This window comes from Pedobacter nanyangensis (assembly GCF_003313505.1).
Taxonomy (GTDB): Bacteria; Bacteroidota; Bacteroidia; order Sphingobacteriales; family Sphingobacteriaceae; genus Pedobacter; species Pedobacter nanyangensis.
In genome coordinates this window covers 1-20,317 of record NZ_QMHO01000024.1, presented here as the reverse complement: position 1 = coordinate 20,317, position 20,317 = coordinate 1, and the positions used below count along the sequence as shown (strand labels likewise).

The window sequence follows — 20,317 nt, the reverse complement described above, 5'->3', positions numbered from 1 at the left end:
TACTGAACAGTTTGGAACGTACAGGGATGGATAGTATTTCCGAAATACACACTGAATGGGCTTTTTGGCTCCTACAAGGCTGAGCAGAACTGCTGTTAAAAAATTTGGCCAATTCAATCGCAATATTACAATAAACATGGAAGAGAACGAAAAACTAAAAGAGCTCGTTAGACAGAAGTACAGCGAGATCGCCTTGCAGGACAAGGATACCAATGCCGCATCATGCTGTGGTACTGGAGGATGTTCAACAGAGGTCTATAATATCATGACCGATGATTATACCGAAATCGAGGGCTATAATCCCGATGCCGATCTTGGTCTGGGATGCGGCCTACCGACGCAGTTCGCCAATATAAAGGCAGGTGATGTGGTCATCGACTTGGGAAGTGGTGCCGGCAATGACTGCTTTATAGCTAGGAGCGAAACGGGCGAAACAGGCAAGGTCATTGGCATTGACTTTACCCCTGCTATGATCGAAAAGGCGAGGATAAATGCAGAAAAATTGGGCTACCATAACGTAGAGTTCAGACAGGGCGATATCGAGCACATGCCCGTAACCTCAAATGTAGCCGATGTAATCGTAAGCAATTGTGTACTGAACCTCGTGCCGAACAAGGATGCGGTGATCAAGGAAATCTACCGAACACTGGAACCTGGCGGGCATTTCAGCATCTCGGATGTGGTGCTAATGGGCGAACTTCCAGATGCGCTTAGAAAGGATGCGGAAATGTACGCTGGTTGTGTTGCTGGAGCCATTCAAAGGGATACCTATCTTGGATTGATCCGTACTAATGGCTTCCAGAATGTAACCGTTCAAAAGGAAAAGCCGATTATCATTCCCGATGACATCCTCTCAAAATACCTTGATTCGGCCGAACTTGAAAACTTCAAAAGTGGAAGTAGCGGCATATGCAGCATAACGGTCTTCGCAGAAAAGCCATTGGAGAAGAAACAGGCATCTTGTCCACCCGGATGCTGCGATTAACGATGAAAACTGAAACGCTTATCAAATACAGAAAACCAATTATCATTACCTTATCGGTCATCGTCTTGCAGCTGATCTTTGGCGTTGATCCCAAGTACTGCATTATCAATATCATCTGGCTCTTGGTCTAAAATTATGAAAAGAATACTCGTACTATGTACTGGCAACAGTTGCCGTAGCCAGATTGCCGAGGGCTATCTAAGGCATTTCGCTGGCGAAACGGCAGAAATCTACAGTGCTGGGATTGAAACCCACGGGGTTAATCCAAAAGCGGTTGAGATCATGAGGCGAGATGGGATAGACATTTCCTCGCACACCTCGAACAACATCAAGGAATATCCCGATATCGACTTTGACTTTGTAATCACAGTATGTGATAATGCAAAGGAAAGTTGTCCATACTTTCCAACAAACGCAATAAAGCTCCATTATGACTTTCCTGACCCAGCTAAAGCAATTGGCACGGAAGTACAGGTTATGGAACAGTTTCGTGAGGTTCGTGAAATGATCCGTAAATATGTTCGCAACTTTGTGAACGAAAACTTAAAACACTAGATATGGCTTAAATCTAAAAGGCAGTCCAAACCTTCTGGACTGCCTTTTTTTTGTATATGGAAATGTCTTTGGGTTTAAAAGTGAGTTGTGCAACAGCGACGTACCGAAGCCAAGCTCCTCGGACATTAGTTTGTCGTAGATGTTGCCTTCGATGAACTAAGCTCCGTAGGGGCTTGGCTCCAAAAAGAGAATTTGGAACAGGCCCAAAAGGAAACAGCGGCAGCCATAGTGCAGAAATTATAGAGAACTGGACTATTCAGCTTACTGAAAAATTCCATAGAAGGTGCTTCCCGAAAAATTGCCAAGCTTTTGGATCGCAACGACAGCTTTTCCACCTTGCGGAAAAGTGATTTCGGTGATTTTGACATTGGGAAGTTTGTCTGAAATCTTTTCAAGAAGATGCTTTCAACCGCTCGATAATTTTCAAAAGAGCTTTCCGGTTTTTGGCTTCGTGATAAAATTTTGGAAGTTTTTCCAACAATGTGAAATGCGAACGGTCTTTATGTTCCCGCAATGTTGCGGATATATATTGTTCCAGATAGTCTAAGTGAGCAGCATTATAAGCCCAGAAAACATCATTTTTAAATGGATACTGAAACCACATCTGTGCTCCGAAATATTCTTCTGCCGACCTTTTCCAATTGGCTTTCATTCCTAGAACTGTAGTTTCCGTAGAAACTTCTTTGTGGTAGCCACAGTTGGTGCAGGACAATCTTGCTTTCCTCAATTCGTAATCTACCTTTGCAATGGCTCTTTTACTGCAAGACGGACATTTTGCCCAAACTTCGGCTTCAAATTCGGCAAGGCGTTTGTTTTGGTCTTGGAAACGGTTTTGTGGCATCAGTGTGTTTTTTCTTCCCTAAAATTTTGAAATCTTTTACAGTAGAAATATATCTTATTTATCAGAATAGGGATGTTTTTATTTAGGTATAAAATCTCGGATTGGCTTTTATTATTGCTTTGTAAATCAGACCTATACAAAACCATAGATTGTAAAATAAAATTGAGCGAAGTTTTCATTTCTCGGGCTTCCTGCTCATTTTTTAAAATTGGGCTTAAATTACGCCCAAAAACGGCTTTTTGTTCTGTCGCCAAACGGATTAAGCTATCCAGTTTTGCAATTTTTTCCTTTTCGGGCTGTTGTGTATTAACTGCTTTCTGTATGTGCAGCAAATAGTCTTTAACCAAAAAAATACTGTCCATACCTTTGGAAATTTGTGCATTGGTTTGCAACGAAACCAACATAAATAAAAGAAACAGCCACTTCATCGAACTAAAAAATTATTTAGCTTTAAAATTTGACGTGTCAAGGTAGTAATTCAGCGAAATTAAATCATCACTCAAAAAATCCATAGCCACATAATGGTCAATTTTGAACCGACCGCTTATAGATTTGTACACAGGTGATTTCATCGGCATATCCAAAAAACCGGTTTGTTCGTAATCTTTTTTTAAGCTAACTGCGATTTCGTCCCAAAAACAATTGCCATAGTAGCGTCTTGGCTCAGAAACCGTGATGCTTTCGCATATCAACTGCTTTCCCTTCTTTTGAAAATGGCAAACCTCGTTCACATCTCTGGATGCTGCATACTTACTGTATAAGGTAATCCACACCCGGCCATCCTCAAGCTTTTCAATATCATACTTCCTATTGTCTGCCTTTAACGTATTTATTACCTCATCATAGTTTTTACCCAAGCGTTCCTGCCCGAAAACATTTCCGGATAAAATAATAAATACGAAAAGTAATGCTGTTTTGATAATATGTTTCATATACTCTAACTTTTAAAAAATTAATGTTTATGTTGTTTATATTATTTTAATCGTACCAACTGCCTTTTTTAATTTCACAACCTGCTTTTTCAAATGCGCTTATCAGCTCGCTTGCCAAATGTTCATTTTGTTTTTCGTAACACAATTGCAGAAAAAAAAGATTTTTGGCAAACACGTTCTTTTCTCCGTTTTCGTCTGTACGGGTAATTGTTACGGCATCAGGCTCGGTTTCAAAAATGATGTTGATGTCTTTGATAACAGCTTTTATATTGCTTAAATCTACTTCCTGTTTTTCGGTGTAAAAATCTTTGCCGTAATAGTTTTTCTTTCTCACTTCAAGGCTTAGGATTTTCATTGTGGTTTGCACTAAAGCATCTTCTGTGCCATCTGCTTTTATAGTTACAACTTGCAGGACACTATCTTTGACACTGAATTTTTTTAGCACTTCAAACTTCTCTCCCTGATAATTAAGGGTGTCTTCTTTTTGGGTACGGATTTCGTTCTGCAATTCCCGGTTTAAAATCCTTACAATTTCATCAGTTTGGCAAAATGCAAAAACCGATGGCAGAAGAAACAGAAATGTAATAAGTGGTTTCATCTGTTTATTTTTTTTCCTTCGCAAAAAATTGCTAATTGTTTCATCGCTTTTTCTACTTTATCATAAATGCCCTCCTCGGCATTTCGTAAATTTGCCGATGAGAAAAACCGATGATGCGTTGTTTTTTCCGTACTTAAATTTTTAACGGCTACCACTTTGTCGTTATACAAAAAATCTCCTCCGCTGTTTGGGGTAAAACCGCTATAACCCGCTTTTGCTATTTTTTTAACCGCTGTTGGCAACACCGCCTCAAATGCTGTCGATTTGTATTTATAGCCCAATATTATTTCGCACTCGTTAATGCTTTTTAAATGGATATCGGTATAACTATTGTTAAATCCTGACAGGTTTTTTTCTAAGTTTTCTTTTAGCCAGCTAATGGTCTCTTCTTTGGTTTGCCCAAAAGAAACAGCAGCTTGTAATAGCAAAAAAGCGATGATAATTGTTTTCATTCGCTTTTAACTTAATTACCAAACAAGTCTTTTTCTTTCATTAATCCTTTTAAGTGCTCAAAGGCTTTTTTAATATTTTCTGCCTTTTCGGGTACTACATATACCGTTATGTCTTTCAAAACGAGTTTATCAACATCATCACACTTACTTGAATAGAGCAAACCAGCGTTAAATTCAATACGAAGTTCTACAAGTTCTACTTCTTTTAATTTATTAATCACATCACTATTCGATTTGCCATAAAAACGGTTTGCGTTACGTGGTTTAATGGTTATATTTCCCAACATATTCCACGGAATTTCCGTATAAACATTGGAGCAATATTTATTTTCGGTTTCAAGAGTAGTTTCTCTAAAGGTCTCTCGTTTTGTGTCTTGCTCAATTTTTTCAAGACTGAACGATTGACTTGTAACAATAAATATGTTTGGCAATGAATTTCCTCCACCAATACTCTTAATCCCTTTTGACACACTTAATATACTGTTAATATACTTGACTGTTTCTTCTTTGGTTTGCCCATAAGAAACAGCAGCTTGTAACAGCAAAAAGGCGATGATAGTTTTTTTCATTTGCTTTTAACCTAATTACCAAACAAGTCTTTTTCTTTCATTAATCCTTTTAAGTGTTCAAAGGCTTTTTTAATATTTTCTACCTTTTCGGGTACTACATACATCTCTATGTATTTGAAAACGAGTTTATCATCTTTACCACCATCATCACACTTACCTGAATAGAGCAGACCAGCATTAAATTCAATACGAAGTTCTACAAGTTCTGGCTCTTTTAATTTATTAATCACATCACTATTCGATTTGCCATAAAAACGGTTTGCGTTACGTGGTTTAATGGTTATATTTCCCAACATATTCCACGGAATTTCCGTATAAACATTGGAGCAATATTTATTTTCGGTTTCAAGAGTAGTTTCTCTAAAGGTCTCTCGTTTTGTGTCTTGCTCAATTTTTTCAAGACTGAACGATTGACTTGTAACAATAAATATGTTTGGCAATGAATTTCCTCCACCAATACTCTTAATCCCTTTTGACACACTTAATATACTGTTAATATACTTGACTGTTTCTTCTTTGGTTTGCCCGAAAGACACTGCCGTTTGTAATAGTAAAAAGACGGTAAGGATGGTTTTTAGTGTTTTCATATCTTAAAACGTTTCTTTTTTCTTTTCGGGTTTTGGATAAAAAGTTGCATAATGTTCTAATGCTTTCTTTATTCTTTCTGCTAAATTTTCTTCTAAATTATTGGGAACGTATATAGTTGCCGAGTATTTTTTATAGGCATAATCGTTGTCAAGTGTCAGAGTTTCTGTTACGTTTTCTAATTTATCATACCTGACGTATTGTATACCATAATCGATATATTTATCAAAATATAAGATTATTAGATGATGATCTTTTTTCCACCCTTCCTCTAATTCTATCTTTTCTAATCTATTGATTGGTAGGTTTTTTGCCACAACAGTGTATGTGTCATCTCTTATTACTTCTCCTCTATTCTTACTGTAATATCTTGTAATATGTGAAGCACTTATTTCACCCTGTTTTAAAAAAGCTTCAGTTTTGTGATATCTAGTATGTATACCGCCGCCTGCATCTTCACTACTTCCTGCAATAATTTTTTTAAACTTTTCATTAATCCATTGTTCCGTTTCTTCTTTGGTCTGCCCGAAAGATACTATTGTTTGCAATAGCAAAAAGGTGGTAATAAATAGTTTGGTTGTTTTCATATCTTAGAACGTTTGCTTGTTTTCTTTTGCTCCACTTAGCTTGGCAAGGTGCATTATGGCTTTAAGTGTACGTTTGACATCTTCTTCTTTTTCAGCGTCATAACGGAGGTAAATATTGCCTTTTTCCACTTTTACATCTGATTTTTTACCACCTTTCTCCATAGAATACTCATTATATTCTTGTGCTTTTATAACAAAGAGTTTTATTTGCGGGCAGTCGTTAGATTGAGATTTAGATACACTGCTTACATCCTGATATAAAATATTATTCCATTTCAAGTTCGAGTAATAATGAGTAGGAGTACCGACAGTTTTATCATAAACAATAATGGTAAGTACATCATCTGTTATTTCAATGTAATACTTTTCACTATTTCCGCAATAAAATGCGGTTAAAAAGTCTTTGCCATTCGTTTTCAACCACTCAATGGTTTCGGCTTTGGTTTGTGAAAAAGCACTATTGGCTATAAGGATAGCTGATAATACAAATATGGTTTTTAGATTTCGCATTTTATCTTTATTATGGTTCAACAAACTTTCCATATACTGTAAATGTGCAAGGTTGCGTTTCGGTAATATAGTTACATCCCATAGAATTGCTTTCTTCCCTTGGTTTTATTTCAAAATGGTGTAATTCGCAAATTTCACGGTTTTCATATCCGTTATAATACTGCCATTTTTTCACAACAAAGCCCCTAATTGTTCTTGTAGAATGATTGTTTTTGAAAAATATCTGTTTCCCTTGCGGCGAGCCACAACCATACTGAATATCTTTCGGTATCATTTCAAGGTATGCGCTTTCACTTCTTGTATTATACCCCGCAGTATTTTTGTCTTTACAAACTACAGCTTGTGCATTGACATAAGATGCGACTAAACAAAAGAATGTTAAAATATATTTTTCATAACACTTCATTTTTTAACATCTATGAGTATTCCAACTATGCCCACAACTGGCACACACAGTGCTCGGATTTCCTTGTCTGTAACCAGAACAACTGCAACTGCTGCAACAAGGAGTTTTTTCATCATTTTTTGACTTTTTTATCAAATCAGAAAGTTCTGTCAAGTTCGGATAACTCTTCCGGCGAGAACTCCAAGATTTTCAAGTCTTCCTCTGTAAGAATTTTATATTTTCCCATAATTTCCAATTTTTAAAAGTTAATAATTGATTAAAACGCCTGTTTATTCTTTGCACAGAAAGTGGCAAGGTGTGCAGCTGCTTTTTCAATACGACTGAACAAATCTACTTCCGTTTCTTCTATCTCAATAGATGAACTTGAGGTGTTGTAAGTTTTAGATTCACAAGTTTCACATTCTTCTTTTATAGCTTTTGCCTTGTTTCCAATACTTTTTTCGTCATTCCTGTCGCCTGTTTGCTTCATTTTCAGATTGGCAAAAGGGATTGTTGTTCGTGAAAAACCGCCATCCTTTTCACGTTTGCTTTCATAAGTAAACACCACTTCACATTCATTAATGCTCTCTATTTTCAATTTCTGTTTAGCGGGTTCCATAAAGTCGTACAAATGGGCATTGGCAAATTTCTCTTTCAACCACGCAATGGTTTCTTCTTTAGTTTGCCCGTAACTGTTGCTCGAAATTATCATTACAAGCAATACAATAAATGTTTTTAGTGTTTTCATTGTTTTACTTTTTTAAGTTGTGAATTTTAATCTTTTTTGTCTTTTTTGAAAGAGAAAGTAAGGTATTGGATGGTAAATCCCTGCTGCTTGAATTTGCCTATCCACGCTGTGCGGTCTTCATCTACCTTGCCTTTGTCTTCCATAAAGCCTACTTTATCCATTTTGTAATTGAAATACTTGCTATCTTCGGTTTTCATCTTTGCCAACCATTGTGCATTCAGGGCAGCGTCGCTGGCATCGTGATAGGTTTCGCTGTTTTTAACACCGCTTACAATATTGGAGATATACAGCACTTTGGTATCGTAGCTGTAAGCAAATCCGTAGCCGTACACTGTTTTTTCCTGTGCCTGTGCGTTCACAAATCCTAAAACGGTAAACAGTATTACCGCTGTTAACTTCCAAATATTTTTTGTTGTTTTCATATTGATATCCATTTTAAAATTCAATTATTTTACTTCTTTTGCTTTAAAATTCACTAATTCTGCACTTATTAAAGAATTGTGTAGCGACTGGTCTTGCGGTGCTTTTATTTGCGTTCCGTCGATATATTTTACTTCATCATCTGCAGAAGATAACAGTACTGATTTGTTGAAAGTGCTGTTATTTGGTTTTAGGGGCAACATTGCGGTTGCACCGTTTTTCAAAGTTTTTGTAAATGTTTTGGTTTTGCTTTTCAATGTAATGGTTACGCTGTAATCCAGTTCAAAAGATTTGGAGCTGCTGTTGTTAAAAGCTTTTGTTTCCAAAATTTTACCGTCCCGGATTACTTTTACTACAATATCCGGATTAGCCGTTTTGAGTTCAATGGTTTCTGTTTTGGTTTTTGTTTGTGCCTGTGAGTTGCCCATTCCAAAAGCAATAAAGAGTATTACTGCCAATAATTTTCCGGTGGTTATTGCTGCTGCTTTCAAGTTTGTTTATTTTTAGACTTATACCAATTTATTGTAATACGACTGTTCTCCAAGGCCTATGCACAGACCTTTGCCTTCTATAAATTAAACTAGTGGCCTGTATAGCACAGACCACGGCGGTGGGGAAGAATCATTATCTTATCCTATAAGGATAGAAAACTTAGCTATAAATAATTGCCCTTTTGTTACAAAGTACCTTTTGCTGTCCAAGTTGCGGTAGCATTAGGTGTAACAATAGTTCCTGATGCCGTATCTCCGTTTATAGTACCGGAAACAGTTGCGTTATTGATGTATCCTGTAATTTTTGTTTTATTATCCGTTAATTGCCCAAACATACTGTATGTTGTACTTTCATCGGGCATGCGACCATTTCCAACAAACAGTTCACCGCTAACCACAAAGTTAAAGGCACTGTTGGCAGAATTGCCGTTGTAAGTGATTTTTCCTTCAAAGCTCATGACCTGTGTTGCAGATGTTTCTTTGACTATGGTGGCTACAATATTGCTGTGCCCGGGTATATCTACTGTTATTTGCGGATTGCCGCCGTCTGCATCAACTGCAAAAACAACTGTCCAATTGTCTTTAGAAAATTTTGCTTCTGTAATGGCCTGCCCCGACGACCAACTTGCGGGTAAAAACGATACTTCGGCGAGTGTTTTGGTTGCGCCGTTCATAGTTACTGTAACAGATTTTTGCCCGCCCTGCAATATAATTTTCACATAACCGGTAGAGCCTACCAATACCCCTTTGTATACGCCTCCACTTTTATTGTTTTCGGCGGCTTTTGCCTCGGGCTTGGTTATTAATCCGTTAGTTTCGTCCTTATTGCCGTCTTCATTTTTCTTTTTACAAGATGTAAGAAACAGGCCTAGGGAAGTGATTATTAATACGGCAGTTAATATATGTCTGATAGTTTTTGTTGCTTTTTTCAAGATGTTCCTTATTGTTCTACAACAAAATTAGTTGGGGCAAGGCAGGGCATCAATACCTACAAAGAGGTATTTTTATGGCGATTTTTGTATATTTAGAATAGAAAAAACACCAAAAGCAGGCAATGGAATTGATAAAGTTTAACCAAATGAGAAAAACATGGCATCAGATTGCCCGTTATCACAGTGGGGATGTTGCTACTAATTTTGAGTTGGAAGTCTATAAAAAAATGCTCGACATTTTTCAGTTTGGGCAATACTATTTCTATATCGTAAACATTGCAAAGGTGGAGATGGAATACGTGAACGAAAACGTGGCAAAAGTTCTCGGGATTTCGCCCGAAGATTTTTCCGTAGAATATATCTTCGAAAATCTCCATCCCGAAGATAAAACGAGGTTTGCCATTTACGAGCAAAAAGTAACCGAATTTTTCAACCAGCTTCCGCCAGAAAAAGTTTTAAAGTACAAAGTTAGCTACGATTACCGTTTGCGCTGCAAAGACGGTTCCTACAAATGGATTTTGATGCAAACAACTACCATTCAAACCGATGAAAATGGTGCTGTAATTCGAGTATTGGGCGTACAGACCGATATTTCCCATTTAAAAACCGAGAACAAAGGTTCGGGCTTGTCTTTTTTGGGCCTAGACGGCGAACCGTCATTTTACAACGTTGCCGTGGGGCAAACAGTTTTTTTGCGTTCCGAAGAGCTTTTCTCCAAAAGAGAAAAAGAGGTACTCAAGTTGGTGCTTTCGGGCAAAAGCTCGGCACAAATAGCCGAAATGCTCAATATATCCGTACATACTGTGAAAACACATCGAAAAAAAATTCTATCAAAATCTAATTGCAGCTCTTTGGCAGAACTTGGCTCGAAATCTGTCATAGAGGGCTGGGTATAAAATCTGTTAATTTGAAGCCATCTAAATGGCTCATGTATTTTGTTCCACGACTATCCAAACATTACTTTCGGGTGCTTTTCAGTCATCTTTTAAAAGGTTCACAACTTTTTCCTTCAGCTCATCGACGATGCTCCAATCATTGTCGACATAGATATCAGTAACTTTTCTTCCCAGATCCATATGTTTCAAGACCAGCCCTAAATCATCTTTACCCATCTTTACATTTATTACGGGCCAGGTTCCCTGCAGTATGCCCAGCCCAGTAGAAAGTGACACCCTGAGTTCCTATAAGGTTTCGATCCCCGCCTGCTAATTTCTCAATACCCAAAACATAATCAAAGAAATAAAGGATTAACCTGTCCAAGAAACCTCTTACTGAAGACCCAAGGCGTTAAATACTAACACGTTGAGCTTTTATTATTTCCCTAAACATCTTATATTGCATTATAACTTCGCCTACGAGTTGCTACCACAATAAGTAACTACAGAACATTGGTATAATTATAATAACAATGAAAACATCCAAACTAACTCTTATCCTATTACTATGTATGATAGGCAAACTTAGTGCTCAAAACGCTATGGTAAAAAGGGATGGACATTTTATCGCCCACCTCGATTTTATGGGGAATTATCCTTTAAAAAATACCGAGGGCAGAGTAACCTCATCTTTAGACTATGGAAACGGGCTTACCAACACCGACCAAAAAAAATATACCGAAAAAGGAATTACCGTTTACGGTCTTGTAAAATCGGCGGTATTAAAAGTAGATTGGTGGGCTTTGTTTGGCGAGCCAACCGAACAATATCAGTTTGAGTGGATAAGCAGTGGCTATTACGATATTACATTTGATAATGGCAAAGGGAAAATAGTATCTGCCAAAATAAACAAAGGCGATTTAACAAAATACCCCGATTTGTTGAAGCGTTTTAACAACCTTGCGCCTACCGAAATGGAGTTTGAAATATTCTGGAATATGGGCAAACCCAATGATGTAGATTTGAAAAAGTTTAAGGAAAAATACAACCCTGATGAAAAATTCTTTTACTCGGGCATGGTAAAAAATGATCTAAGTATTGACCGTGGCTATAAAACCATTGTAAAAAGTGGTGGCTTGTTGTTTGAACCATCGGGGATAACGCCATTTGCTACACCAGGCATACGCCCCGGAAAAGGGGAAGAATTTTTGGGAATGGAAAAAGGGCAATATAACGATGCAGATGTAAAACGCATTTTATATTGGTGGCAGTTTTGCCAAACACATAACATATACAGCTTTAAGGTAACCAAGCAGAATTGGCCCATAGACGAAATGAAATTCATTGCCGAAAAATATCTTGCTTACGAAAAAGGCGAAGAAGAACCGACTCCAAAGCAGCTAATTGCCCAAGCAGAGGAGAAAAACAAAAATACACAAGCTTATACCAAAAATGATTTTTGGGGAGATGCAGTGGAGGAGGAAAATGGTGTGTTGAATGATTTTTTCGAAAACAATAAAAGAGGTTTAAAAAATGATAAAGGTCGAATAATAATACCAGCTAAATATTATAACATCAAATATTCAAGTGAAATGAAATACAACATCATTGCACTTAACGAAAACTCAATTACTATTTTTAACAGAAAAGGAAAAGAATTGTACAACATCAATAAAGAACCAAAAACAAAAGTTGATGTTTTATTCTCTGAAGATGGTTATTTATATACAGAAGAAGCAGGCGGAAATAACTTGGCGAATGCCAAAATAACAGTTTATAATATATCTAATTTTCAAAAATTATTTGAGGATGTTGGCGCTTGGTCAAGTTTAAACAAAAAGGGAATTGGTAAAAGAGGAGGTAAAATCGGCGCATTCTTTCAACACCAAAAATGGGAAAATAATTACAGAATGTACTATTACTATGAAATAAAAGATACTACCCTTGAATTGTATAGAAAAATAGGTTATCCGGGAAAAACGGAAGCACACAAACATGAAACTTTTTTAGATAATCATTAGAAATTTTATGGAAACAAAGTTTTTTATTTTGATAGGATTTTTGACTCAGAGCATTTTATTCGCTCAAACACCCCAAGAACAATTCAACAAAGCCAAAGAGCTGTATGACAATGGCAAAAACAAAGATTGTATTGCGCTGTTGCAAAACATTGAAAAACAAACAGGTGCCAACCCCAAAATATATTCGCTATATGCAAATGCGTACTTGGCCGAAAAAGATTACATAAATGCATCCATTGGCCTAAACAAGTTTAAAAAATTAGTAGGCAACAAGCGTACAGATGCTATACAAACTGTTTTAGATTTAGAAAAAGAAATAAACAGCGGTGTAGAAACTGCCGAAAAAAACCACAAGGAAATCATTTCCAAAAAACGAATGGCAGAAGCCGATAAAATAATATTGACATCGAAGCAAACAAACAGCACAAAGAAAGCAACCTTGCTAAAACAAAAGGAAAGCATTACCGCGCCCAAAAATGTAGTGCTTAAGGTATCCAAAACGCAAAATAACCGGTACGGGTATATAGACGAAAACGGCGTAAAAGTAATAGAGGCCAAATACCAATACGCCTATCCTTTCGCCAATGGCACGGGCTTGGTACAAGAAAACGGCAAATGGCAATATATTGATGCATTTGGCAATGTAGTGCAAAAATTAAATTACACCCAAATCAGCCGTATTTCTGATAATCTAATGGCTTTCTACGAAAATAAGCTGGTAGGCTTTATGAACGGCAAGGGCGAGGTGATACAACCAGCAGAGTGGTGGTCTTATTCCTATTCGCACAACGACCCTTTTAACAGCCTCGGACTGATAAAACTAACTTCCCGGCAAAATAAAGTAGGGTTGATGGATTTTAATGGAAGAATAAAAGTGTGGCCGACTTGGGATGAAATCATGCCCTTTTCTGAGGGTTTGGCAAGGGTAAAATCACCCTACAATGTGTATGGCTTCATCAATACATCGGGCGATTTTGTAATACCAGTAGGTTATCAATATATCGGCGAGCGTTTTAGCGAAGGATTGGTAAAATTTAGCTCACAGGGGCGCATCGGATACCTAGACACAAAGGGTAACCAGGCCATAACGCCCAAGTATTACGGCTATTTTGATTTTTCTGATGGTTTGGTACAAATTCAAAAAAGCCCAAAAGACCCTTACGGTTATATGGACAAAACAGGCAAAGTGGTAATTCCTTTTAAGTATAGTAATGCACACCATTTTAGCGAAGGTTTGGCGTGGGTAACAAAGGGAAAATATCCAAACCAATCTACCGGCGTAATAGACAGAACTGGCAAAGAGATAATACCCATTAAAATGAAGAATATAGACCCCTCGCCCTATTCCGATGGTCTATCAAGAGTTAGGGCAAGCAATGGCAATTATACCTTCTATGATAAAACAGGCAAAGAAGCATTTTCACTTAACAGCTATAAATCAGTGTACGATTTTAACGATGGGATGGCCTCTGTAGAGCGCAACAACCTTTGGGGATATATTGATAAAACAGGCAGGGAAGTCATTTCGCCCCGTTATACATATAGTTCGGCATTTAAAAATGGCGAAGCCGAAGTTTGGTTAAATGGGATTTGTATAGTGATAGACAAGACAGGCAAAAAACTAAGAAATGTTTTTGATTAAACTAAAAATTATGAAAAATCTGCTTTTTCTTTTTCTGCTGATTGGCAATATGGCATACAGCCAAATCAAAAATTTTGAGGACGAAAGCCAATACCTGCTTTCGTTGCAAGAATTAGTGTCGCAATCTTTTACAGAAAGTTATGGGTTAGATGATTGGGACGAAGGCTGGCGACAACATTTGGAGTTCGACCCGATGTCGATGAATTTGGTATTTTACAAAAAGCCATATCACAAAGCCGACAGCGGCAAAATCTCAACAGCTATAAAATGGCTGACAAAATCGGTAATTCCATTAGACGAAATTGATACTTTAATAGGCGATACTAAAAAGAATACAATAACCATAAAGATGAAGGGTGGTAAAAATTCAATTAAGGTTTACGCCCTAGCCCCCGACCCACAATGGCTTGGAAAAGAATACTATGAAGCAGGGAAAGAAAAAGAAATCATCATTCAAAGCGACAAACTACTAAAAATAAGAAATTTAGAAAAGCGTTTAAACTGGCATATTTCCCAACTTCAAAATTTTCACCAAAAGAAAATGGATTTGGCAAACTACCTGAACAACAAGCAAAAACAGAAAGTAGAATACCAAAGTAAAGACACCTTGAATTATCGTAGCGACAAAAAATTTAAACTCATTCAGGAATTTCAGTTGGATAACAGCGGGCAATGGTTGAGCGTGGCTGTGGAGCGAAGAAATATTTACGATAAACCCATCACAGAAAAACAATCGGTACGATTGAAAGACATTACAGAAGTGATAAAGGACATCAGTATCATATTAAAGACCGGTGAAGAAAACAAGGTAATGAAAACCACCACCGTATTCGATGATCAGGGAGAAAAGCAAATGATAGAAACCGTTGACACCTTCTTCTTTCTTCAGTTTTGGTATGAGAAAAACAATGGGCACATCGGCGATGAAATTGTAGCCCTTTTGAAACAGTTGGGGCTAAATTCAAACAAGGGTGCCTGGCTTGATTAACTTTTAGCTACGAGTAGTTAGAAAACACAAGCTCCGCGACGCTAATGCTTGCGGTAGACAAAATGCTTAAGCCAGAGTGGGTATATTACCAGATTAGGGCATTGACTCCGGAGGAGTCAAAACCCGCATCCTTCGCAAAGCCAATATCTCCGCTGGCAGCCAATCCGAATTCGATGGCGCCCTTGGCCGTCTTTAGTGAAAACGCCCCTCCCTGAAGAAAAACATCCCTGTTCATGAAGCTTCCGGGCAGCTGCTGTCCAAAACTTCCCAACTCCACATTACCGAGCCGCTGCAACAGGCCCTCCCAACCGTTCCTTTTCAGTCCGTTCAGCCCATATTTCGAAATATAACCGTTTAGGTCGGTACCCTTACGCTCCTGCAACCGCTCTTCAATCGCAGAGATCCGCTCTGGCGAAATCCCCTTAGCTGAAAGCTGCTGCTTCATGGCAAACACCTCTCCAGCAATACTGTCCAATAGGGCATGCTCCGCTCTCCTTCCCTTTTCGGCGTATACCGCTACGCTATCTTTGCCATAGATGACCAGACTATCCTTTTTTTTCGCCGCCAGAGCATAGAGCTTCTGCTTCAGCTCGACTTCATCCAGTTTCAACAGTTCCTCCACACCTCCATACTGGTTGATGTAATCATAGATCCCAGACCATTTAGTTTGCTGCAAAGCGCCCTCTTTCTTCAAACGTCCCATCAACTGCTCACGCAACAGCGTAGATGCACCTTTGCCCCCGAATACCCTATCCCTTAACACCTCATAGTTATCAAGCTCGGGCACCATGGACTTCAGCAAAGACTGCCTATCAAATCCCATCTTGAACAGGTTGCCCTCTAGAGGGTTCCCAAATAGATTCTGGCCCTGGTTATTGCTCAGCTGTAGATCCACTGGTATATGGAAAATGGAAAGCTGTCCACCCAGCTCATAGGTAGCCCGGTAACCATCCCCCACCCGCTGCATGCCAGTACCTACAGAAACATTGCTAAGGCCAAACACCTGTTTGCGCTGCGAAGAATCAGTGGCTGCTCCAAAAATGTTGCCCAATTTCGAAGTACGTGCGGTCTGTTGCAGACGTTTAGAAAATTCTTTGGGAGCTTTATCCTTGAACCGATTGGCGCTATCCAATACCATCTTGTTTATCGATTGCTGCCCATTGGCAGCATCCATTACAAGCAGCACTAAAACAGCACCGACTCTCCTATTCGAAAGAGAGCATTCATGATCGAGCGTTAAGGTTAGGGCGCAGGAAATCCTTGACCCTGAATTGTTTGGTTTTTGGCCATTAGTTAAATAGCTCTATCTAAGTTAGAATTTCATTTTTACAAAAACAATTTTTTTTGAAAAAGAATCAACCATCTTTATTTTTGCTTAAACCCAAGCCTTGTTCCAAGAAGTCGCAGACTAGCCCTAACGTTTAACTTCTACATATATACCCATCATCAGTGGGAACAAATAATCTTTAAGAATGATACCCTATTGATGAAGATATGCTTTCTTATTGTTTCTCTGCCAAAGGCCCGATAGGTAAAGCATACACCACTGACTGGTTAGTCCTATCTTGATAATGAGTGTCCATCAAATAGTGAAAAAAGCAATCTGGGCAGTTAAGAAATAAACCCTTTCACTTATCGTTTAATATATTTAACGTGAGTTCGGGTTAAGTTTGATATAAAGACAATATCACCCTTCCAGGGTTCTGTTATCATTTATTAATTTATTTTCTAGTATAATTTCACCACTTCGTGGTTGCTTTTAAGTCCGATGGACTGATATTATGATAGAGAATTTATAAAATCAGCTATTTTAACCGCGAAACGGTGACATTTTTCTTATCCCGAACTCAAGTTATTTAGGGTAGCCACTCGTATTTTTATTGTAGCCGAGAAAGTTATTTAAAAAAGTTTTATATTTCTATTTTTGAACTAACAGTTAAATATTTCAACAGTTTATCTCTAAAGATCAATGAAAGTTAACTATTTCAAATTGCGCAAACGTTTTGATTTTTCTCCCCATCCCTACGATATCGGAAATGCCTTCGGCCCATGGAAGCGGACTGCAGACAGCCATTTCTTGCTGAAGATATATAAACTGGATGAAGGTAAATTCGAAGAATATTACAACTACCACCTCCAGCATACCCTTGACAACCATATTGCCGATGAGGAGGAATTCTTTGGGCAGGTATGGCAATTGGTAGATGACAGGATCAGCTATTTTAGGAGCAAAGATCCATTTGATGCCAGCCATCAAAATCATCTGGACAATATTGCAAAGTTGCAGCAGTTCCAACATTTTCTTGATGGCATCGACCAATGGAATGCAAGGCCCTCCCATATTGTCATCGACGAAAAAGAGAAAATCATCCATTCCCTGAAGATACAGATTAAAGAACTCCAGTCCCGTTTGGATGAACTTAAGGTTTTCGAGGTGGGTCAAAAGATCAGGATCGAGGAAGGCTATGTTCCCACTTTGATCGATATTTTGAAACAGGTTGAGCAACTGGAACTCCCATCTGGAAGGAAACTGATACTGAGCGACCATCAGATCATCTATCCAAGGATGATAGGCAAGTATTTTTCCGATGGCGGCGACGATATCCCCGTCGAGACGCTGCGTAACTATTATGTGGGTACCAAGGGAGATGTGACCGCAAAAGGAACTGAAATCAGGCCCGAACATAAACTTTTCAAAATAGTACCTATCGACCCTGCCAATAAATAACAGCAGGTTTACCACCTGTACATGACCATGCCGGACCTATGGTCATTGTTCCCAAGACCTTGTTATGCAGTTTTGTCCCGTAAACTAAAAACGGAGGCAATATGCAGATCGAAATTCTTACCAAGGAGGAACTCCAAAATTTTAAGACGGAACTCATCGCTGAAATCAAATTAGCTATCAAAGCCGATGAACCTACTCACAAGCAATGGCTCAGAAGTTCAGAAGTCAGGAAATTACTGAAAATTTCACCCGGCACCCTACAGAACCTACGCATCAAGGGAGTATTGAAGTATGAAAAGCTTGGCGGCATCTTCTACTATGCGCATTCGGACATCGTGCAATTGCTGGGCGAAATCGGGAGGCTGTAATGGGGACGGCAGAGATACTGGCCAGTTTTATGGAACTGGCCAGCGGAAGCAAGGTCTTCCGACAACCACACTTTAGTCTGTTCGCTGCCATACTGGTAAGCTACGACAGGGCTTCACAGGAAAATCCGTTCAGGGTATCCAGAAGGACGTTGATGAAAAATTCCGCCATCCGTTCCTATGCCACCTATCACAAGTGTATGACCGATTTTGTCGACAACGGCATCGTCGAATATGAACCATCCTACCATCCGAAACTTGCCAGCCGCATCAGGCTGTTGAATTCAGGTGGGAAACTATGAGTGGCTATGCGATATATCGGGAAAGGTCTTTTTTTCCTTCAAAAAAAAGAGCAAGCAGTGGTTGGGCAAAGCCCTACCATCTTGCCCCAGACTACCGCCATTGGGGTTGCAAGCACCCTCCAGGGGTGCTTTGGACAGTACATAACAGTACTGAATAAGTTTTATGCACCCCTTAGGGGATGCAATATAGATATCAATATATGTATACAACTTGATGAGATGCGGATATACAAATAAACAGACCAACAATATGCTAAATAGTTATTTATATGACTATCAATATATACAGACATGGATAAAGAGACTTTAAGATCTATAAAATACTCGGAAGCCGAGGGAAAAAAACTAGACCTGATTGCCCTAAAACTAGGTAGGCCGAAGCGACAGGTTTTCCTTCAGATGATAGACTATTTCCACCGCACAAAGAAAGATCCCATAGACTTTAACGACGACCTGCTAAAGAATACCATACTCAAACAGCACAGAGACCTCGTCGGCTTCATCAGGACGCAGGAGAAAGACCTGCTCATACCGACCAGGCGTGAGGTCGACCGCTTGACCGTATCACAGCGGAAGGTGATCGAGGGTTTCAATAGCCTTTTGAAACAAAGCGGGATACTACCAACCCTCTTGGACAGACAGAACCAGTATTTGCACCAACTGGAAGCCCACTACAATGCCATCGCCATACGGCTTTCGGAAAAGGAACAGCTAAAAAAGCTGTTCATGAATATTTTCGAAGGGTATGCCATTGCACGGGATAATGTTTCTGGTATCGGTTCTAGGAAGGAAAGGGAGCAGCTACTCAACGTTACCTATAACCAGATCAAACTGCTTTAGCCATGTACATCAATATTACCGACAATAAGGCTGCGAACAACAAAGGAAGCTGCGGACCATTGGTAAACTATCTGGAAAAGGAGAACAGAACGGACGCACAGGAAATACTGGAACACTGGTTCAACCATATTGACCAATCGTACGAAGCCTATGAGGTACGCAGAGCGATCGACAGCAATATCGCAAAATTGGGGAAGGACGATGCCAAGTTTTTCCTGATCAACATCAGTCCCAGCCAAAAGGAACTGAAGCATCTGGAGGAAAAATATGGGGCAGATAAAATATCAGAAATGCTCAAAAAATATACTGTTAAAATTATGGACGAATATGCCCATAATTTTAACAGGAATGGCATCAACAGCAGTCGCGATCTCGTATGGTTTGCCAAACTTGAAAACAACAGGTATTATACCCATAATGACAAAGAGGTCAAAAACGGCACCAAGCATCGTGGGGAACTAAAACAGGGCGACCAAAGGCACGTACAGGTAATTGTCAGCAGAAAGGATCTGACCAACAAGATTAAGCTGAGCCCCATGAACAGCTCCCGTGGCCGTAACATAGAGCACTCCAAAAAAATGGGGCAGTTTGACAGATCAGCCTTCAAGCAATGCGGGGAGACGCTATTCGACACCGAATTCAAATTTGAACGTGGACTGAAGGACACAATGGCCTATGCTGGCATACGTAAACATGGAACCTTGGAGCAGAAGATACAGCTCGATATATTGGAAACCGGAGAAGCTGTTCACGGTAATCAAGAAAATATTTTGAACGAGGTTGCCCATCAAGTGTATAACGGTTCATTCGGTACACGCCTAGACATGCTGGAGACTATCGGCTCGACGATAAAGGATTTCCTTGACATAATGCTGGAACCAATCTATGATACGGGAGCTCCTTCCGTTCCAGATGTGTGTATTTCGGAAATACTATCCATCCCTGTACGTTCCAAACTGTTCAGTA

25 protein-coding genes are annotated in these 20,317 nt (G+C 39.0%); 10 read left to right on the top strand and 15 right to left on the bottom strand.

Annotated features, from left to right (window positions below):
- Positions 1-64: 64 nt before the first annotated feature.
- Positions 65-985 (top strand): arsenite methyltransferase, encoded by a 921-nt coding sequence (locus DUT71_RS20070; protein ID WP_240186994.1) that lies wholly within the window; start codon positions 65-67, stop codon positions 983-985.
- A gap of 135 nt (positions 986-1,120) precedes the next feature.
- A complete protein-coding gene (locus DUT71_RS20065; protein ID WP_113664324.1) occupies positions 1,121-1,540 on the top strand; it encodes an arsenate reductase ArsC in 420 nt (139 codons plus the stop codon).
- A gap of 391 nt (positions 1,541-1,931) precedes the next feature.
- Here DUT71_RS20065 and DUT71_RS20055 read toward each other — a convergent pair whose 3' ends face one another.
- The 14 genes from DUT71_RS20055 to DUT71_RS19990 all read right to left on the bottom strand — a co-directional run bounded on the left by DUT71_RS20055 (position 1,932) and on the right by DUT71_RS19990 (position 9,590).
- Positions 1,932-2,381, bottom strand: a complete 450-nt coding sequence (locus DUT71_RS20055; protein WP_113664323.1) for a hypothetical protein — start codon at positions 2,379-2,381, stop codon at positions 1,932-1,934.
- The gene (locus DUT71_RS20050; RefSeq protein ID WP_162796137.1) at positions 2,381-2,809 is read right to left on the bottom strand and encodes a hypothetical protein; all 429 of its coding nucleotides are present in this window, start codon (positions 2,807-2,809) and stop codon (positions 2,381-2,383) included. Before DUT71_RS20050 ends, DUT71_RS20055 begins: the two co-directional genes overlap by 1 nt.
- 12 nt (positions 2,810-2,821) lie before the next feature.
- Complete coding sequence (locus tag DUT71_RS20045; RefSeq protein ID WP_113664321.1) at positions 2,822-3,313, bottom strand: hypothetical protein; 492 nt, start codon at positions 3,311-3,313, stop codon at positions 2,822-2,824.
- Positions 3,314-3,359: 46 nt separating this feature from the next.
- Positions 3,360-3,911 carry a hypothetical protein gene (locus DUT71_RS20040; protein ID WP_113664320.1) on the bottom strand — a complete coding sequence of 184 codons (552 nt, stop codon included), beginning with the start codon at positions 3,909-3,911 and terminating at the stop codon, positions 3,360-3,362.
- Positions 3,908-4,363 carry a hypothetical protein gene (locus tag DUT71_RS20035; protein WP_113664319.1) on the bottom strand — a complete coding sequence of 152 codons (456 nt, stop codon included), beginning with the start codon at positions 4,361-4,363 and terminating at the stop codon, positions 3,908-3,910. The genes DUT71_RS20040 and DUT71_RS20035 overlap by 4 nt, the downstream gene beginning before the upstream one ends.
- 11 nt (positions 4,364-4,374) lie before the next feature.
- Positions 4,375-4,932 (bottom strand): hypothetical protein, encoded by a 558-nt coding sequence (locus DUT71_RS20030; protein ID WP_113664318.1) that lies wholly within the window; start codon positions 4,930-4,932, stop codon positions 4,375-4,377.
- 11 nt (positions 4,933-4,943) lie between these two features.
- Positions 4,944-5,519 (bottom strand): hypothetical protein, encoded by a 576-nt coding sequence (locus DUT71_RS20025; RefSeq protein WP_113664317.1) that lies wholly within the window; start codon positions 5,517-5,519, stop codon positions 4,944-4,946.
- Positions 5,520-5,522: 3 nt separating this feature from the next.
- A complete protein-coding gene (locus tag DUT71_RS20020; RefSeq protein ID WP_162796136.1) occupies positions 5,523-6,104 on the bottom strand; it encodes a hypothetical protein in 582 nt (193 codons plus the stop codon).
- 3 nt (positions 6,105-6,107) lie between these two features.
- Positions 6,108-6,647, bottom strand: a complete 540-nt coding sequence (locus DUT71_RS20015; protein ID WP_113664315.1) for a hypothetical protein — start codon at positions 6,645-6,647, stop codon at positions 6,108-6,110.
- On the bottom strand, positions 6,625-7,020 hold the full coding sequence (locus tag DUT71_RS20010) for a hypothetical protein (protein WP_113664314.1): 396 nt from the start codon (positions 7,018-7,020) through the stop codon (positions 6,625-6,627). Before DUT71_RS20010 ends, DUT71_RS20015 begins: the two co-directional genes overlap by 23 nt.
- A gap of 256 nt (positions 7,021-7,276) precedes the next feature.
- Positions 7,277-7,747, bottom strand: coding sequence for a hypothetical protein (locus tag DUT71_RS20005; protein ID WP_113664313.1), 471 nt, complete (start codon positions 7,745-7,747; stop codon positions 7,277-7,279).
- 26 nt (positions 7,748-7,773) lie between these two features.
- Positions 7,774-8,169 (bottom strand): hypothetical protein, encoded by a 396-nt coding sequence (locus DUT71_RS20000; protein ID WP_162796135.1) that lies wholly within the window; start codon positions 8,167-8,169, stop codon positions 7,774-7,776.
- 24 nt (positions 8,170-8,193) lie between these two features.
- Positions 8,194-8,658, bottom strand: a complete 465-nt coding sequence (locus tag DUT71_RS19995; protein ID WP_113664311.1) for a hypothetical protein — start codon at positions 8,656-8,658, stop codon at positions 8,194-8,196.
- 185 nt (positions 8,659-8,843) lie between these two features.
- A complete protein-coding gene (locus DUT71_RS19990) occupies positions 8,844-9,590 on the bottom strand; it encodes a hypothetical protein (protein WP_113664310.1) in 747 nt (248 codons plus the stop codon).
- A gap of 146 nt (positions 9,591-9,736) precedes the next feature.
- Here DUT71_RS19990 and DUT71_RS19985 point away from each other — a divergent pair, with 146 nt between their 5' ends.
- From DUT71_RS19985 to DUT71_RS19965, 4 genes are all read left to right on the top strand, one after another.
- Positions 9,737-10,486, top strand: a complete 750-nt coding sequence (locus DUT71_RS19985) for a LuxR C-terminal-related transcriptional regulator (RefSeq protein WP_162796134.1) — start codon at positions 9,737-9,739, stop codon at positions 10,484-10,486.
- Between the two features lie 551 nt (positions 10,487-11,037).
- Positions 11,038-12,486 carry a hypothetical protein gene (locus DUT71_RS19975; protein ID WP_113664307.1) on the top strand — a complete coding sequence of 483 codons (1,449 nt, stop codon included), beginning with the start codon at positions 11,038-11,040 and terminating at the stop codon, positions 12,484-12,486.
- Between the two features lie 7 nt (positions 12,487-12,493).
- Entirely contained in the window at positions 12,494-14,128 is a 1,635-nt protein-coding gene (locus tag DUT71_RS19970) for a WG repeat-containing protein (protein WP_113664306.1), read from the top strand.
- 10 nt (positions 14,129-14,138) lie between these two features.
- Positions 14,139-15,116, top strand: a complete 978-nt coding sequence (locus DUT71_RS19965) for a hypothetical protein (RefSeq protein WP_162796133.1) — start codon at positions 14,139-14,141, stop codon at positions 15,114-15,116.
- 85 nt (positions 15,117-15,201) lie between these two features.
- Here the strand turns inward: DUT71_RS19965 and DUT71_RS19960 are convergent, their stop codons facing one another.
- Positions 15,202-16,302: a hypothetical protein gene (locus tag DUT71_RS19960; RefSeq protein WP_162796132.1), complete on the bottom strand. Its 1,101-nt coding sequence runs from the start codon at positions 16,300-16,302 to the stop codon at positions 15,202-15,204.
- A 783-nt stretch (positions 16,303-17,085) separates the two neighbouring features.
- On the opposite strand from DUT71_RS19960, the gene DUT71_RS19955 reads away from it, so the two are divergent.
- The 4 genes from DUT71_RS19955 to DUT71_RS19930 form a co-directional block, all read left to right on the top strand.
- Positions 17,086-17,844, top strand: coding sequence for a hypothetical protein (locus tag DUT71_RS19955; RefSeq protein WP_113664303.1), 759 nt, complete (start codon positions 17,086-17,088; stop codon positions 17,842-17,844).
- A gap of 101 nt (positions 17,845-17,945) precedes the next feature.
- A complete protein-coding gene (locus tag DUT71_RS19950) occupies positions 17,946-18,212 on the top strand; it encodes a helix-turn-helix domain-containing protein (protein ID WP_113664302.1) in 267 nt (88 codons plus the stop codon).
- 590 nt (positions 18,213-18,802) lie between these two features.
- Positions 18,803-19,351, top strand: a complete 549-nt coding sequence (locus tag DUT71_RS19935; protein WP_113664299.1) for a BfmA/BtgA family mobilization protein — start codon at positions 18,803-18,805, stop codon at positions 19,349-19,351.
- Between the two features lie 2 nt (positions 19,352-19,353).
- Positions 19,354-20,317: DUF5712 family protein (locus DUT71_RS19930; protein ID WP_205314003.1), on the top strand; the 964-nt coding region annotated here is incomplete at its 3' end.